The organism is Sphingomonas sp. NPDC079357, assembly GCF_044901155.1.
Taxonomy (GTDB): Bacteria; Pseudomonadota; Alphaproteobacteria; order Sphingomonadales; family Sphingomonadaceae; genus Sphingomonas.
This window is the reverse complement of the sequence record NZ_JBJDOM010000001.1, coordinates 1,603,494-1,618,848: the sequence shown is the minus strand read 5'-3', so window position 1 is coordinate 1,618,848 and position 15,355 is coordinate 1,603,494. Positions and strand designations below refer to the sequence as shown.

11 protein-coding genes are annotated in these 15,355 nt (G+C 68.9%); 6 read left to right on the top strand and 5 right to left on the bottom strand.

The genetic code is table 11. The features are described 5' to 3' along the window. Positions 1-172 precede the first annotated feature (172 nt). The 5 genes from ACI2JO_RS07595 (at position 173) to ACI2JO_RS07575 (ending at position 8,771) form a co-directional block, all read left to right on the top strand. On the top strand, positions 173-1,102 hold the full coding sequence (locus ACI2JO_RS07595; RefSeq protein WP_404720074.1) for a DUF1080 domain-containing protein: 930 nt from the start codon (positions 173-175) through the stop codon (positions 1,100-1,102). Positions 1,103-1,327: 225 nt separating this feature from the next. Continuing rightward, on the top strand, positions 1,328-2,908 hold the full coding sequence (nadB, locus tag ACI2JO_RS07590; RefSeq protein WP_404720073.1) for an L-aspartate oxidase: 1,581 nt from the start codon (positions 1,328-1,330) through the stop codon (positions 2,906-2,908). A gap of 145 nt (positions 2,909-3,053) precedes the next feature. Beyond that, the gene (locus ACI2JO_RS07585) at positions 3,054-4,163 is read left to right on the top strand and encodes a serine hydrolase (protein WP_404720352.1); all 1,110 of its coding nucleotides are present in this window, start codon (positions 3,054-3,056) and stop codon (positions 4,161-4,163) included. Between the two features lie 155 nt (positions 4,164-4,318). Further along, positions 4,319-7,087 (top strand): DNA polymerase I, encoded by a 2,769-nt coding sequence (gene polA / locus ACI2JO_RS07580; RefSeq protein ID WP_404720072.1) that lies wholly within the window; start codon positions 4,319-4,321, stop codon positions 7,085-7,087. Positions 7,088-7,247: 160 nt separating this feature from the next. Continuing rightward, positions 7,248-8,771 carry a lipopolysaccharide biosynthesis protein gene (locus ACI2JO_RS07575; protein WP_404720071.1) on the top strand — a complete coding sequence of 508 codons (1,524 nt, stop codon included), beginning with the start codon at positions 7,248-7,250 and terminating at the stop codon, positions 8,769-8,771. 65 nt (positions 8,772-8,836) lie between these two features. Here ACI2JO_RS07575 and purH read toward each other — a convergent pair whose 3' ends face one another. The 4 genes from purH to ACI2JO_RS07555 all read right to left on the bottom strand — a co-directional run bounded on the left by purH (position 8,837) and on the right by ACI2JO_RS07555 (position 14,324). Then, positions 8,837-10,411, bottom strand: a complete 1,575-nt coding sequence (gene purH, locus ACI2JO_RS07570; protein WP_404720070.1) for a bifunctional phosphoribosylaminoimidazolecarboxamide formyltransferase/IMP cyclohydrolase — start codon at positions 10,409-10,411, stop codon at positions 8,837-8,839. 195 nt (positions 10,412-10,606) lie between these two features. Next, a complete protein-coding gene (locus tag ACI2JO_RS07565) occupies positions 10,607-12,328 on the bottom strand; it encodes a heparinase II/III family protein (RefSeq protein WP_404720069.1) in 1,722 nt (573 codons plus the stop codon). Next, positions 12,325-12,987 (bottom strand): ribulose-phosphate 3-epimerase, encoded by a 663-nt coding sequence (gene rpe, locus ACI2JO_RS07560; protein WP_404720068.1) that lies wholly within the window; start codon positions 12,985-12,987, stop codon positions 12,325-12,327. The genes ACI2JO_RS07565 and rpe overlap by 4 nt, the downstream gene beginning before the upstream one ends. A 29-nt stretch (positions 12,988-13,016) precedes the next feature. Continuing rightward, positions 13,017-14,324 carry an RsmB/NOP family class I SAM-dependent RNA methyltransferase gene (locus ACI2JO_RS07555; RefSeq protein ID WP_404720067.1) on the bottom strand — a complete coding sequence of 436 codons (1,308 nt, stop codon included), beginning with the start codon at positions 14,322-14,324 and terminating at the stop codon, positions 13,017-13,019. 93 nt (positions 14,325-14,417) lie between these two features. On the opposite strand from ACI2JO_RS07555, the gene ACI2JO_RS07550 reads away from it, so the two are divergent. Continuing rightward, a complete protein-coding gene (locus ACI2JO_RS07550) occupies positions 14,418-14,579 on the top strand; it encodes a DUF1674 domain-containing protein (protein ID WP_404720066.1) in 162 nt (53 codons plus the stop codon). A 217-nt stretch (positions 14,580-14,796) separates the two neighbouring features. Here the strand turns inward: ACI2JO_RS07550 and ACI2JO_RS07545 are convergent, their stop codons facing one another. Beyond that, positions 14,797-15,312 (bottom strand): beta-carotene hydroxylase, encoded by a 516-nt coding sequence (locus ACI2JO_RS07545; RefSeq protein WP_404720065.1) that lies wholly within the window; start codon positions 15,310-15,312, stop codon positions 14,797-14,799. Positions 15,313-15,355: the final 43 nt, after the last annotated feature.

Sequence of the window (15,355 nt, the reverse complement as noted above, 5' to 3'; positions counted from 1 at the left end):
ACGTCATCCCGGACTTGATCCGGGATCCCGCTTTTTCTTCGACGGCTGGTACAAAGCGGGGCGCCGGATCAAGTTCGGGGCGACGAGGAGCAGACCACGACCTTGGTCGTAAGCCGTTGTTGCGGCTTCTCTATCCTGCAATACCGCCGCGGTATTGTAGGGGAGGGCACCGGTGAACATCATCCTGCTGGCTGCGGCGATTGCGCAGGTCGCGCCGCCCGCGCCGTCTCCGGTCGAGCAGGCGCGCGCGATCGTCGGCGACGCGCCGACCGCCCCGCAAACGCTCGTCCTCACCGATGTCCCGAAACCGACCGGCCCCGCACGCGCCTTGTTCAACGGCCGCGACTTATCCGGCTGGCAGCCATGGCTCGGCTATCCCGATCCCTCGGTCACCTACCGCGACAAACCCGGCGCGACTCCGATCGGCCGCGCGCGCTCGACCGCGGGCGACTTCGCGGTCAAGCTGATCGACGGCAAGCCCGCGCTGTGGGTGAAGGGCGAGACATGGGGCGCGCTGGTCCATGACGCTGACCTGCGCGACTATCACCTGCGGCTCGAATATCGCTGGGGCGACAAGCGCTGGGCACCGCGTGCGGACCAGCCGCCCAACAACGGCCTGCTCTATCACACGCATGGCAAACCCGGCGCGGTGTTCGGAACGTGGCAGCCGTCGGTCGAGTTCGAGATGATGATCGGCTCGACCGGCATGGCGGTCGCGGTCGGGCGCGATGTGCGCATCCACACCACCGCCGCGCTCGACCCGTCGCTGATCTCGCCGCCGGTCCGCTACCGGATCGGCGGCAAGCCGGTCGAGATCGTCAACGGCTCGCTGATCTGGAACGTCGAGAACGCCCACGATGCCGAGCGACCGGCGGGGCAGTGGAACGTGCTGGACCTGTACGTGCTCGGCGACCGCGCGGTGCATGTTGTCAACGGCGTGCCGGTGATGGTTGTCGAGGGGCTGGCGACGGTCGGCCCCGGTGGCGAGCGCACCCCGCTGACCCACGGGCATGTCCAATTGCAGTCGGAGGGCGCGGAGACGTGGTTCCGCAGCGTCACCGTCGAGCCGATCGACCGGCTGCCGACCGTGGTGGCGCGGTAGCCACGTCCGTCATTCCCGCGGCGGCGGGGATTCAGAAAAGCAGGCCTTCGTCAGCGCCGGCAGCTCGGAGGTTCTGGCTTCCCGCCTTCGCGGGAATGACGGACGGCGTGAACCAAACATCTGTCCTTCACGACCCGATCTATGCCACATGATCGTCATGTACCCCGTGACCGCCGCAAGAACCCGCCAGCGTCTCAACATTCGCAACATTCGCGGGCGCGCGGCATGACAAACAGCGACGTCCTGATCGTCGGCTCGGGCGCGGCCGGGCTGACCGCCGCGCTCAACCTCGCCGATCGCTTCAAGGTGACGGTGCTCGCCAAGGGCGCGCTCAACGACGGGTCGACCGCCTGGGCGCAGGGCGGGATCGCCGCGGTGCTCGAACCCGGTGACACCTTCGACCATCATGTCGAGGACACGATGGTCGCCGGCGCCGGGCTCAACGACCGTGCCATTGTCGAATTCGTCGTCGAGCGCGCCCCCGCCGCGATCGAACGGCTGCGCGCGCTGGGCGTGCCGTTTGCCGAGGAAAAGGGCGCGCTGCACCTGACGCGCGAGGGCGGGCATTCGCACCGGCGGATCGTCCATGTCGCCGACGCGACCGGCTGGGCGGTGCAGGAGGCGCTGCAACGCGCTGCCGAGGCGCACCCCAATATCACGCTCGTCCCCGATCAGGTCGCGATCGACCTTGCCACCAGCCGGCACGAGGAACGCTATTCGGGCGCGGGTAACGTTTGGGGCGTCTATGCGATCGATCGGCGCAGCGGTGCGGTCGCGCTGCACACCGCGCGCGCGACGATCCTCGCGACCGGCGGGGCGGGGCGGACCTATCTGTTCTCGACCGCGCCGCGCGGCGCGACCGGCGACGGGATCGCGATGGCGTGGCGGGCGGGAGCCCGAGTGGCCAACATGGAATTCATGCAATTCCACCCGACCTGCCTCTATCATCTGGAGGTCAAGAACTTCCTCATCACCGAGGCGGTGCGCGGCGAGGGCGGGCGGCTCATCAACCCGACCACCGGCAAGCGCTTCATGCCCTATTACGATGCGGAGCGGCTGGAGCTGGCGCCGCGCGACGTGGTGGCGCGCGCCATCGACGCCGAGATCAAGCGCTACGGGCTCGATTTCGTTCATCTCGACATCAGCCATATGCCCGCCGACTTCGTGCGCGGGCATTTCCCGAACATCTACGAGAAGCTGAAGGGGCTGGGGATCGACATGACCGTCGCGCCGATCCCGGTGGTGCCGGCGCAGCATTACACCTGCGGCGGGATCGTGGTCGATCGCGACGGGCGCACCGATCTGCCCGGCCTCTATGCCGCGGGCGAGTGCACGCAATCGGGGCTGCATGGCGCGAACCGGCTGGCGTCGAACTCGCTTCTCGAATGTTTCGTGTTCGGCGAGGCGGCGGCGCAGCATATCGCGGAATGCTGGGACAAACTGCCGGTGGTACCCGCGATCCGGGCGTGGGACGAAAGCCGCGTGACCGATTCCGACGAGGAAGTGGTCATCAAGCAGAACTGGACTGAGATCCGCCGCTTCATGTGGAATTACGTCGGGATCGTCCGCACCACCAAGCGGCTTGAGCGCGCGCGTCACCGCATCGACCTGCTCCGCAGCGAGATCGAGGATTATTACGGGCATTTCCGCGTCACGCCCGATCTGATCGAGCTGCGCAACCTGCTCCAGACCGCCGACCTGATCGTCCGCTCCGCGCTGCACCGCCACGAAAGCCGCGGGCTGCATTACACGCTCGACTATCCTGAACTTAGCGATCCGCCGGTCGACACGGTGCTGGTGCCGTGAGCCCTAGGGAATCAGCGGTTTGAGCCACGTCGACTCGACTCGTCGTGCGCTGGCGGGCGGTCGTCGCAAGCACGAGTCGCAGGGGTTTGCGGCAGCAGGCTTGCCCGGCACACCCGTGGATCAGGCAGGGGTGACGGCGGCGGACATGGGAAAGACGACATTCGCGCACCGGGCAACGGTGATCGGCTGGTCGCTGCTGATCGCCGGCTGCGGCGCGGGTGCGGGGTCGACGCTGATTCCCGCTGCCCCGCCCCCGCCGATCGTCTCGGTCGCGGTCCCGCCGCCCGCGCCGCCGCGCCCGAAGTCGGCACCGCGCGCCTTGCAGCAGCGCGTGACCCAGCTGATCCGCAGCTTTCCCGGCAAGGCCGGCGCCGCGATCCAGGCGGTCGACGAGGACTGGATCGTCCAGGAGGGCGGCACGCTCTATCTGCCGCAGCAGAGCGTCAGCAAATTGTGGGTCGCAATGACCGTGCTGGCGCAACGCGACGCCGGGCGGCTCAAGCTCGACGATCCGTTGCTGGTAACACGCGACGATCTGACGCTGTTCCACCAGCCGGTCGCGTCGCTGGTGACGGGCGAGGGCTATCGTACCACGGTCGGCGGGTTGCTGACGCGCGCGCTGACGCAGAGCGACAACACCGCCAACGACCGGCTGTTGACCTATGTCGGCGGCCCGGCGGCGGTGCGGCGGTTCCTCGCGGAGAAGCATATATCCGGCATCCGCTTCGGTCCCGGCGAGCGGCTGCTCCAGAGCGGTACCGCCGGGGTGACGTGGAACCAGTCGATGGCGATGGGGCGCGGGTTCGAGGCGGCGCGCGCGCGGCTCGATCCGGAGGTGCGTCGGGCAGCGCTGCAACGCTATATCGACAATCCGCCCGATGGCGCGCAGCCGGCGGCGATCGTCGAGGCGCTGGCGCGGCTGGCGCGCGGCGAGTTGCTGAGCGAGACGTCGACGCGGGTGCTGCTCGACACGATGGCGAATTCGCACACCGGGCGCGCGCGGCTGAAGGCGGCAACCCCGGCCGGCTGGACGCTGGCGCACAAGACCGGGACCGGGCAGGAACTGGGCAGCCGCAACGCCGGGTTCAACGACATCGGCATCCTGACCGCGCCCGACGGGCGGCGCTATGCCATCGCGGTGCAGATCGGCGACACCACTGCGCCGATGCGCGTGCGGCAGGTGCTGATCCAGCAGGTCGCCGCCGCGCTGACGGGTGCGCAGCCAAGGGCGGGCGGGGTGGACGAGTCGGAATAGGTGTGAGGCCGTGATTCCCGCGGAGGCGGGCATCCGGACGCGCAGGATTTCGCAAGAGCCGCCACGTCAGAGGTTCTGGATTCCCGCCTTCGCGGGAATGACGAAAGGAGAAACCCCGGTTCCCCCTGACCCCAATCCGTTATAGGGCAGCCGCCATGCCGCACCTCTATCTCGTCGACGGATCGGGCTATATTTTCCGGGCCTATCACCGTCTCCCGCCGCTCACCAACAAGCATGGCGAGCCGGTCGGCGCGGTCTATGGCTATACGACGATGCTGTGGAAGCTCGCCGACGCGCTCCACAAGGCCGACGGGCCGACGCATATGGCGGTGATCCTCGACAAGTCGAGCAGCACCTTTCGCAACGAGCTGTACGACCAGTATAAGGCGCACCGCCCGCCGCCGCCCGAGGATCTCGTCCCGCAATTCCCGATGATCCGTGACGCGACCCGCGCCTTCTCGCTGCCGTGTATCGAGGAACAGGGCTGGGAAGCCGACGACCTGATCGCCAGCTACACCAAGGCGGCGCTGGCGCAGGGGTGGCAGGTGACGATCGTCAGTTCCGACAAGGACCTGATGCAGCTGATGACCGATCCGTCGGTCGACATGCTCGACACGATGAACAACCGCACGCTCGGCCCCGCCGATGTCGAGGCGAAGTTCGGGGTCGGGCCGGACAAACTCGGCGACGTGCTCGCGCTGATGGGCGACAGCGTCGACAACGTCCCCGGCGTGCCCGGCGTTGGGCCGAAGACGGCCGCGAAACTGATCCTCGAACATGGCGATGTCGAGGGCGTGCTGGCCGCGGCCGACGCGATGAAGAAGGGCAAGCTGCGCGACAACCTGATCGAACATGCCGCGGCGGCGCGGATGAGCCGCAAGCTGGTCGAGCTGGCGTGCGACGTACCGCTGCCGCAACCGCTCGAGGAATTGTCGCTGGCGGACGGGATCCCCGACGCACCGCTGCGCGCCTTTCTCGACCATCACGGTTTCCGCTCGCTGCTGACGCGGCTGGGCGAGGTTGCCGACGCGCCGGTCGCCGAGACCGCCACCGACGCCGCGTTCGACGCGGACGAGGAGCCGGCGTGCAACCACGACGGTTATGAGACGGTGGTCGAGGACGACGCGCTCGACCGCTGGATCACGGTCGCGCGGCATCAGGGCTGGATCGCGATCGACACCGAGACGACCGCCAAGGACCCGATGCTCGCCGAGCTGGTCGGCGTGTCGCTGGCATTGCACCCGAATCTCGCCTGCTATGTGCCGCTGGCGCATGGCGGGAGCGATATGTTCGCCGAACGCCCGCCGCAACTTGACCGCGACGCCGCGCTGGCCAAGCTCAAGCCGCTGCTGGAGGATCCCGGTGTCCTCAAGATCGGGCACAATCTCAAGTACGACCTGATCGTCTTGTCGCGGCTCGGGATCGACGTCGCGCCCTATGACGACACGATCGTGATGAGCTTTGCGCTCGACGCCGGGCTGCACGGGCACGGCATGGACGAGCTGGCCGCAACGCATCTGTCGCACACCTGCATCGCGTACAAGGACGTGGTCGGGACCGGCAAGAAGGCGCTCGGCTTCCATGAGGTCGATCTGAAGGCCGCCACGCGCTACGCCGCCGAGGACGCCGACGTCACGCTGCGGCTGTGGCGGCGCTTCACCGCACGGCTGCCGCGCGAGGGCGGAACGCGCGTCTACCAGATGGTGGATCGCCCGCTCGTGGCGGTGATCGCGCGGATGGAGCGGCGCGGGATCAAGGTTGATCGCGAGAAGCTCGCGCAGCTGTCGGCCGAATTCTCGACACAGATCGCGCAGCTGGAGGGCGTCGTCCACGAACTGGCCGGCGGGCCGTTCACGATCGGCAGCCCCAAGCAGCTCGGGGATGTGCTGTTCGAGCGGCTGGGGTTGAAGGGTGGACGCAAGGGCAAGAGCGGCGTCTATTCCACCGACGTCACCGAGCTGGAGCGGCTCGCCGCCGACAAGGACTCGGCGGGGGCGGAGATCGCGACCAAGGTGCTGGAATGGCGTCAGCTCACCAAGCTGAAGAACACCTATACCGATAGCCTGCAGGAGCAGATCCACCCGCAGACCGGTCGCGTCCATACCAGCTATTCGCTGACCGGCGCGCAGACCGGGCGGCTGTCGTCGACCGACCCGAACCTCCAGAACATCCCGATCCGCACCGAAACCGGGCGACAGATCCGCGACGCTTTCGTCGCCGAGTCCGGCAACGTCATCCTCGCCGCCGATTATTCGCAGATCGAGCTGCGGCTGGCCGCGCATATGGCTGATGTGCCGCAGCTCAAGGAAGCGTTTGCGCGCGGCGACGACATCCACAGCCTGACCGCGCAGGAATTGTTCGGCGAGGTGACGCGCGACACGCGCGCCAGCGCCAAGACGATCAACTTCGCGATCCTCTACGGCATCTCGCGCTGGGGGCTGGCGGGCCGGCTCGATATCTCCGCCGACGAGGCGCAGTCGATGATCGACCGCTATTTCGAGCGCTTCCCGGGTATCAACCGCTATATCGCCGAAACGCTGACGCAGGTGCGCGAGCGCGGCTTCACCGAGACGCTGTTCGGTCGCAAGACGCACTTCCCGCGCATCCGCAGCAAGGTGCAGCACGAGCGGCAGGGGGCGGAGCGCGCCGCGATCAACGCGCCGATCCAGGGCACCAGCGCCGACATCATCAAGCGTGCGATGGCGCGGATGGAGTCGGCGTTGCTCGAGGCAGGGCTGCCCGACGTGCGGATGCTGTTGCAGGTCCACGACGAACTGGTGTTCGAGCTGCCCGAGGTCGACGTCGAGCGCGCGCGTCCGGTGATCGAGCGGGTGATGGCGAGGGCGGCGGAACCGTCGGTGGTGCTCGACGTGCCGCTCGGCGTGGAGATCGGGGTAGGAGCGAGCTGGGGAGCGGCGCATTGACGGCGCAGCTTGGCGGCCGGCTACGCCCGGCTGACTCAAGCAAGTGCGGCCGGCGGGCGACGCCCGTCCGACGATGCGGCTTTGCCGCGGCGCGTCCTGCGACCCGCCGTCATTGCTTCGCTACGCTCGCCATGACGGCGGCCTCGGAACGAACCCCGGCATGACCGCCACCGACCAGCCCGAAGACATCGCCGCGCTCGCCAAGGGCGGGCGCACCAATGTCGCCGGCTTTGTCCTGCGGCTCGGCGCGCGCATCCCGTTCCTGTTCATCGCCGGCCATATGTACGGCGCGGCGCTTGTCGGGCGCTTCGCGATCGCGGTCGTGGTCGTCGAGTTCGCGGCGCTGATCGCGACACTCGGGCTCAAGCGCGGGCTCGCGCAGGCGCTGTCCTCGACCGAACGCCCGCACAATCACGTCGTCTTCGACGCGCTGGCGCTGGCGCTGATCGCCAGCCTGATCGCCAGCGTCGTGCTGTTCGCCTTTCCGCAGGCGATGTACCCCAATTCCGCGATCGGCGGGCTCGACCGGCTGTTCCCGCTCATCATCCTTGCGCCGGCGCTGTCCGACGTCAGCCTCGCCGCGCTCGCCTATCGCCACAACGTCAAGGCGAGCGTCACCGCGCGCGCGGTGATCGAGCCGTGGACGCTATCGATCTTCGCGTTCCTGTTCTCGTTCTTCACCCACAAGGACGGGCTGGTGCTCGCCTATGTCGCGAGCATGGTCGCGGCGCTGACCGCGAGCATCGTGCCGCTGATCCGCAGCTATGGCGTCCCGCACGGCTGGTCGCCGCATGTCGGGCAATTATGGCAGATGACGCGCGCCAATACGCCGCTGGCGGGCGCCGACGCGCTCGAATGGGGCAGCCGCAACGTCGACCGGCTGATTCTCGGCACGTTGTTCGCGCCGAGCGTGGTCGGCATCTATTATATGGCGCAGCAGGTCGCGAGCTTGCCGCAGAAGCTGAAGACCAGCTTCGACCCGATCCTGGGGCCGGTGGTGACGCAGAGCCTCGCGCGCGGCGATCTGGCAGCGATCGCGCGGCAGGTGCGGCAGGTGGCGTTCTGGATCATCGCCGCGCAGCTCGCACTCGCGATCACCGCCTCGATCCCGCGCGAGGGGGTGATGGCGACGATCGGGCCGCAGTTCGTCGGCGGCGCGGCACCGATGGTGTTCCTGCTGTTCGCCGAGGTGTTCGCCTCGACCGGGGCGGTGTCCGAATCGGCGCTGGTCTATATGGCGCGGCACCGCAACCTGCTGATCTCGATGACGATGATCGCGTTACAGATCGCGCTGTCGTTCGCGCTGATCCTCGCGTTGCGCACGGCCGGATACGGGGTGACGACGCAGGCGGCGGGCGCGCCGATCGCCCTCATGCTGGTGGTGCTGCTCACCTCGTTCATCAAGGCGGGGGTGCTGGGTCGGCTGCTGGGCGCGAGCGTGTCACCGATGCGCTGGCCGCTCGTCTGGGCGGCGTGCGCGGGGGCGGCGGTCGGCGGGGCGTTCGCGCTGCTGCCGCCGGACTGGCGCTGGGCGCAGGTGTCGATCGGGGTCGCCGCGACGCTGGCGGCGTATCTGTTCGTGATCTGGCGCTACGCCTTCGGGCCGGAGGATCGTGCGCTGTTCAGCAAGATGCCCAGCGCGGAAGAGGCGACGCTGCCCAACGAGGGCGGGTTCATCCGGTAATCGCCGGAGAGCGCCGTCGCCCCTGCCTGCGCAGGGGCGACGGGGTGTTGGTCAGCCCGCGCGGATCAATGCCGGAAGTGGCGCATGCCCGTGAACACCATCGCCAGCCCGGCAGCGTCGGCGGCGGCGATCACCTCGTCGTCGCGGATCGAGCCGCCCGGCTGGATCACCGCGGTCGCGCCCGCCTCGACCGCTGCGAGCAGGCCATCGGCGAACGGGAAGAACGCGTCTGACGCGACCGCCGAGCCGATCGTGCGCGTCTCGCCCCAGCCGGCCTTGTCGGCGGCATCCTTGGCCTTCCACGCCGCGATCCGCGCCGATTCCAGCCGGTTCATCTGCCCCGCGCCGACGCCGGCGGTGCTGCCGTCCTTGGCATAGACGATCGCGTTCGACTTGACGTGCTTGGCGACGGTCCAGGCGAAGAGACAGTCGGCGAGTTCCTGCTCGGTCGGCTGGCGCTTGGTCACCACCTTCAGGTCGGCGGGAAGCACGCGGCCGGCGTCGCGCGACTGCACCAGCCAGCCGCCCGCGATCGACTTGGCGAACAGCCCGTCGCGCGCCGGATCGGGGAGCGCGCCGGTCAGCAGCAGCCGCAGATTCTTCTTCGCCGCGAACAGCGCCAGCGCTTCCTCGTCGGCGTCGGGGGCGACGACGACCTCGGTGAAGATCCCGGTGATCGCCTTGGCGGTGACGCCATCGAGCGGGCGGTTGACCGCGATGATCCCGCCGAACGCGCTGACCGTGTCGCACGCGAACGCCGCGTCATACGCCTCGGCCAGCGTCGCGGCGCTCGCGACCCCGCACGGATTGGCGTGCTTGACGATCACGCAGGTCGGCTCGGCATCGCGGAACTCCGCGATCAGCTCCAGCGCGGCATCGGCGTCATTATAATTGTTGTAGCTCAGCGCCTTGCCCTGCACCTGCCGCGCCTGCCCGATCCCGGGCGTCGCGTCGCCGGTCGCGGCGTAGAAGGCGGCGTGCTGGTGCGGGTTTTCGCCATAGCGCAGTTCTTCGCCCGCGCGGCGCAGCGTCAGCGGCAGGACCGCCGGGAAACGCTCGCCCTGATCGACATTGCCGAACCAGCGCGCGATCGCACCGTCATAGGCGGCGGTGGTGGCGAACGCCTTCGCGGCGAGCCGCTTGCGATCCTCGAGCGTGGTCGAGCCTTGGGCGACCAGCGCGTAATCGGCAGGATCGGTGACGATCGCGACATAGGCATGGTTCTTGGCGGCCGAGCGGACCATCGACGGGCCGCCGATGTCGATATTCTCGACCACCTCGTCGCGGTCGGCGCCCTTGGCGACGGTCGCCTCGAACGGATAGAGATTGACGACGACGAGATCGATCGCGCCGATCTGATGCTCTTCCATCGACGCAGCGTGCGCGGCGTCGTCGCGCACCGCGAGCAGCCCGCCGTGGACCTTGGGATGGAGCGTCTTGACGCGGCCGTCCATCATCTCGGGGAAGCCGGTCAGCTCGCTGATGTCGCGCACCGTCAGCCCGGCGTCGCGCAGCGCCTTGGCGGTGCCGCCGGTCGAGACGAGCTCGACGCCTTTGTCGCCAAGCGCGGTGGCGAGATCGACGATCCCGGTCTTGTCGGAGACGGAGATGAGCGCGCGGCGGATCGGGATGCTGGTCATGCGCGCGCGCTTACGCGGGGGAAGGGCGGGGCTCAAGGGCGAAGCGGCGTCATTATGTCCCGCTGACTGCCATTGCCGGGCAGACATGCGTTCCGGCCGACAACCGTTCGCCCTGAGCTTGTCGAAGGGCGTGCCCCAGGCGGCACGTGCTTCGACAAGCTCAGCACGAACGGTCTAGATGATGCAAGGCAGGGCCTACCGCGCGCGCTTCAGCACCCAGTTGACGCTCACCCCGGTCGGTGGGGCAAGGCCGTGGATCACGATCTGTTGCGTCGTGAACAGCCGTCCCCAGCCGTCGACCCATACGCTGTCCTCGATCGTCAGCCGTTCACCCCGACTGCGGAAGTGCCAGAAATTGCCCGCCGCGGTGCGCAGCATGGCCGCCTGATTGTCGGCGGTCGCGACCGCCTCGACCCCGGCGGCAAGGTGGAAGCGCAACAGGAACGGCGTCATCGCGTCCGCGCGACGCGGGCGCGCGCCCGGCGCGGCAAGCAAGGCATCCTCGCCGCGCAGCTCCCGCCCGTCGCTGAGCAGCAGCAGGGTGCGCTGGTGGTGGAAGCCGTGGCGGCGAACATAACCATCGTGACGCGCCTCGATGCGGCTGCCCAGCTCCGACTCCTGTCGGGTCAGCTCGACTTCGCGCACGCCCTTGCCGAGCGTACCGTCGGGCAGGATCGCGGTCGAGTTGGTGTCGCCGATCGTCAGCGTCGAATGCGCCGCGGTGCTGCGCAGCCCCGTCATCATCGCCGGCGACATGCGCGCGCCGGTCACGCCCGCGCCGCCGCAATTGACGATCAGCCGTTCCGCGCCGTCACTGAACTCGAACGCGAGCGTCGAGGCGCAGCCGCCCTCCGCCACGCGGGCCATCGGCGGCGGCGCGGCATCGACGATCAGCACCGCCGCGCCATTGGCGAGCCGCTGATAGCCCCAGTCGCGCGACTGGCGGAGCGGGCGACCATGCGCGCCGCTGGCATAGAGCACGTCGTTGACCGTCTCAGCATCGACGGGCAGCCCGCCCTGCCAACTCGACAGACTGCCGTCGCCCATCGTCGTGCCAAGCAGCGCCGGCGTGGCGAGCGACAGCGTGGCTGTCACCGGCTCGGGAAGCGGCAAGCCGCGCGCATCATAGGCCGCGCGCAGCAGCCCGATCGTCGCGAGCACGTCGAGCAGCGCGGCGGGCGAGCGGCTGACGACACCGCCGTCCGCGCTCAGGCCCGTGCCCAGCGCACGCGTCAGCCCGGCCTCGCCGATCGCCAGCCGCGTCTCGCCCGCGGGCAGCAACAGGCCCGCGATCACCACGCCCGCCCAGGCCGCGATGCGCTCCGCACCCGGCGGCGCCTTGTCGGCAGTGCGATCCAGATGCCGCGCGGCACGCGCGATGCCGTTGAGAACGCGCGAGCGGAAGACGAGATCGGACGAGGCGAGCAGCAGTGGCGAATGGAACGCCCACATCGCCAGTCGCCGCGCGGTGGTCGACGGACGCCACGCCGGGTCGGAGACGCGGTCGCCGTGCGCCGCCAGCCAGCCGCCCGCCAGCGCCTCGGCCAGCGGCACGGCGCGCGCGCGATCGTCGAGCGCGGCGACATCGCGCAGCCACGCGAAGGAGTGGAGATATTCCACGAACGCCGGTCCGGCTGCCGGGGCGGCGACGTCGATCGTCTCGATCGCGTGATGCTCGCCGCCCGCGAACATCCAGCCTTCGAGCATCGCCTCGCCAAGATCGCTCTCGCCGGGAATCGGGTCGACGGGCACCGCGACCAGCTTGGCTGGATGCTGGCCGTCGAGCCGCCGGTCGTGGAGCGGGGTGCGCCACGTCAGCCGTTCGAGCCATGCCGCCATGCGGTCGCCGAGTGATTCGCCGTGCCCTGCGGAGATGACGTGCTTTTCGGAATCGATGCCGGTGCGGTCGTCGGTCATCCGCCGCGCAGTGCCCGGATGTTGTCGGCATAACGCTCCGGCCCGCCGCGGAACGTGGCGGTGCCGGCCACCAGCGCGTCGGCGCCGGCCTCGATCGCGCGGCGCGCGGTCTCGACATCGACGCCGCCGTCGACCTCCAGATCGATATCGCGGCCGGAATGGTCGATCATCTTGCGGATCGCGCTGATCTTCTTGAGCTGGCTGTCGATGAAATGCTGCCCGCCGAACCCGGGATTGACGCTCATCACCAGCACCAGGTCGACCATGTCGATCAGATAATCGAGCATCTTGGCCGGGGTGCCGGGATTGAGCACCACGCCGGCGCGCTTGCCCAGCCCCTTGATGTGCTGGATCGAGCGGTGGATATGCGGGCCGGCCTCGGGATGGACGGTGATCGTGTCCGCGCCCGCCTCGGCGAACGCATCGAGATACAGGTCGACCGGCGAGATCATCAGATGGACGTCGAACGGCTTGGTCGTGTGCGGGCGCAGCGCCTTCACCACCGCCGGTCCGATCGTGATGTTGGGGACGAAATGCCCGTCCATCACGTCGATATGGATCCAGTCGGCGCCGGCGGCATCGATCGCGCGCACCTCCTCCCCCAGTCTGGCGAAGTCAGCGGACAGGATCGAAGGCGCAATGCGAACGGGCTTGGTCATGATGCCGCCCCCGTTAGCGGACGCAGCGCTTAGGCGGAAGCGCGCTCAACCCGCGCAACGAAGAACCCGTCGCATCCACCGGCCGCTTCGAGCATCCCCGGCAGCGTGCGGACCCAGCCTTCCGGTTCGGGTGCGATGCCGGCGGGCAGTTCGCCGTCAGCCGGTGCGCGGATCGCAAAATCGGGATGCTCGCGCAGGAAGCGCTCGATCTGCGCCTCGCCCTCTTCGGGCTCGAGCGAGCAGGTGGCGTAGACGAGCGTTCCGCCCGGTGCGACCCAGGTGGCGGCGCGATCCAGGATGCGCGCCTGTAACAGCGCCATTTCCGCGACGATCCCGCCATGCGCACGGTGGAGCACGTCGGGGTGGCGGCGGAAGATACCGGTCGCGCTGCACGGCGCATCGACCAACACCGCCTGCACGGGTGCGTCCGGCGACCATTTGAGCACGTCGGCGATCGCGATCTCGAAGCCAAGCCCGGTGCGCTCGCGGTTCTCGCGAAGTCGCGCCGCGCGACTTTCGGACATTTCGACGGCGGTGACCTGCCACCCCGCGGCGGCGAGCTGGAGCGTCTTGCCACCCGGTGCGGCGCACAGGTCTAGTGCGGTGCCGGTGCCGCGGCCGATCAACCGTGCGGGGATTGAGGCAGCGAGATCCTGCACCCACCACTCACCCGCATCGTAACCGGGGAGCGCGGCGACATCGCTGCCCGCCGGCACGCGCGCGTGCGCGGGTGCGAGCGACGTCGCGTCGGGCAGTACCTTCGCGGCATCGGCATAGCTCAGGTCGATCGGCGGCGGCGCGGCGATCGCGCGCGCGGCGGCAGCAGCGACTGCCTCGCCCCAATTGGTGCGCCAGCGCTCCGCGACCGCGGCGGGCAGCGTCGGCACCTCGGGCAGTTTCGCCTCGCCGCGCATCAGCGTTCCGAAGACGCCATGGACCAGTTTGCGCGGGCCGCCGTCGACCAGCGGCAGCACGGTGGCGATCGCCGCGTGCGGCGGCGTGCCGAGCCCGAGCGCCTGCGCCAGCGCAATTCTGAGCGCGTTGCGCGCCTTGGCATCGTCGGGCAAGCGCTGGCGGGTCGCGGAGTCGATCAGTGCGTCGAGATCGGGGAGCCAGCGCAGCGTTTCGGCGGCGATGGCATGCGCCAGCCCGCGGTCGGGACCGCCGACCAGCGCGCGCGTCGCATGCGCCAGTGCCGATTCGAGCGGCTCGCCCCGTCGCAGCACCGCGTCGAGCAGCCGCAGCGCAGCGCGGCGGGAGGCGGTGCCGAGCGGCTCGGGTCCCCCGAGGGCGGGGCGCGGGCGGGCGGAGCGGCGGGGCGGGCGGGCGTCAGTCACGCAGGGTCTGCTGCAACGGGCTCGGCTTGAAGGCGGTCATGGCGCTGCATATGTGCCGAGGCGCACGCCGGATCAATCGGAAGGACCGAAGCGATGGGCAAGCGCCCCGATCATGTGAAGCCGCCCGCCTATCTCAGCCCGAACACGCCGGTCCCTGCGCCGGGGCCGATGGCACGCCCCGCCGAGGACCCGCTCGGCCGTGATCCGGTACGGTTCGGCGACTGGGAATTGAAAGGCATCGCCGTCGATTTCTGAGCAGATCGGCCAATCGTCCGTTCGTGCTGAGCCTGTCGAAGCACGTGCCCGGAACACGCCCTTCGACAAGCTCAGGGCGAACGATTTGAGAGACGACAGCCTCTCTGAAGTCTCTGCAACCCCTAAGCAGTTGCCCCGGATCTGATCCGGAGCCCCGCTTTTTACCATCCGTGCAAGAAGAAGCGGGATCCCGATCATGTCCGGCATGACGGAATAGTCAGGCCCGCTCACGCTCCACGCCCGCCGCCGCCCGCACGCCGGCGCGCCCGCGGCGCTTCAGTTCGGCCTTCAAATCCTCCGGCTTCGGCGCGACGAGGAAGCCGAAACTGACGTTCCCCTCCTTCGTCTCGACGACATGGTGCAAGCGGTGCGCCTGAATGATCCGCTTCATATAGGCGGACTTCGGCAGATACCGCGTCGGCAGCCGCTTGTGGACGATCACGTCGTGGAACCCGAAATAGATCGCGCCATAAGCGGCGATCCCCGCGCCGATCCACGTGAATCCCGGCCACCAGCCAAGCTGCACCCCGCCGAGGATCATGACGAACGAAGGCACCGCGAAGATCGCGGCATACAGATCGTTCAGCTCCCAGTTGCCGGTTCGCGGGCGATGGTGGCTCTCGTGCAGGAACCAGCCCCAACCATGCATCACCCAACGGTGCATGACGTAGGCGAATCCCTCCATCAGCGCGACGGTGGCGAGGAACAGCAGCAAGGCGGGCCAGAACGACATCGCGTGTGCATATAGCCATCCGCCCCTCGTCTCGCTACGTCGG

Bases quoted from the DNA above. Each gene is read 5' to 3' on its own strand.
- ACI2JO_RS07550 (WP_404720066.1), top strand. From the start codon at position 14,418: ATGGGCAAGCGCCCCGATCATGTGAAGCCGCCCGCCTATCTCAGCCCG.
- rpe (WP_404720068.1), bottom strand. From the start codon at position 12,987: ATGACCAAGCCCGTTCGCATTGCGCCTTCGATCCTGTCCGCTGACTTC.
- nadB (WP_404720073.1), top strand. From the start codon at position 1,328: ATGACAAACAGCGACGTCCTGATCGTCGGCTCGGGCGCGGCCGGGCTG.
- ACI2JO_RS07575 (WP_404720071.1), top strand. From the start codon at position 7,248: ATGACCGCCACCGACCAGCCCGAAGACATCGCCGCGCTCGCCAAGGGC.
- polA (WP_404720072.1), top strand. From the start codon at position 4,319: ATGCCGCACCTCTATCTCGTCGACGGATCGGGCTATATTTTCCGGGCC.
- ACI2JO_RS07585 (WP_404720352.1), top strand. From the start codon at position 3,054: ATGGGAAAGACGACATTCGCGCACCGGGCAACGGTGATCGGCTGGTCG.
- purH (WP_404720070.1), bottom strand. From the start codon at position 10,411: ATGACCAGCATCCCGATCCGCCGCGCGCTCATCTCCGTCTCCGACAAG.
- ACI2JO_RS07545 (WP_404720065.1), bottom strand. From the start codon at position 15,312: ATGTCGTTCTGGCCCGCCTTGCTGCTGTTCCTCGCCACCGTCGCGCTG.
- ACI2JO_RS07565 (WP_404720069.1), bottom strand. From the start codon at position 12,328: ATGACCGACGACCGCACCGGCATCGATTCCGAAAAGCACGTCATCTCC.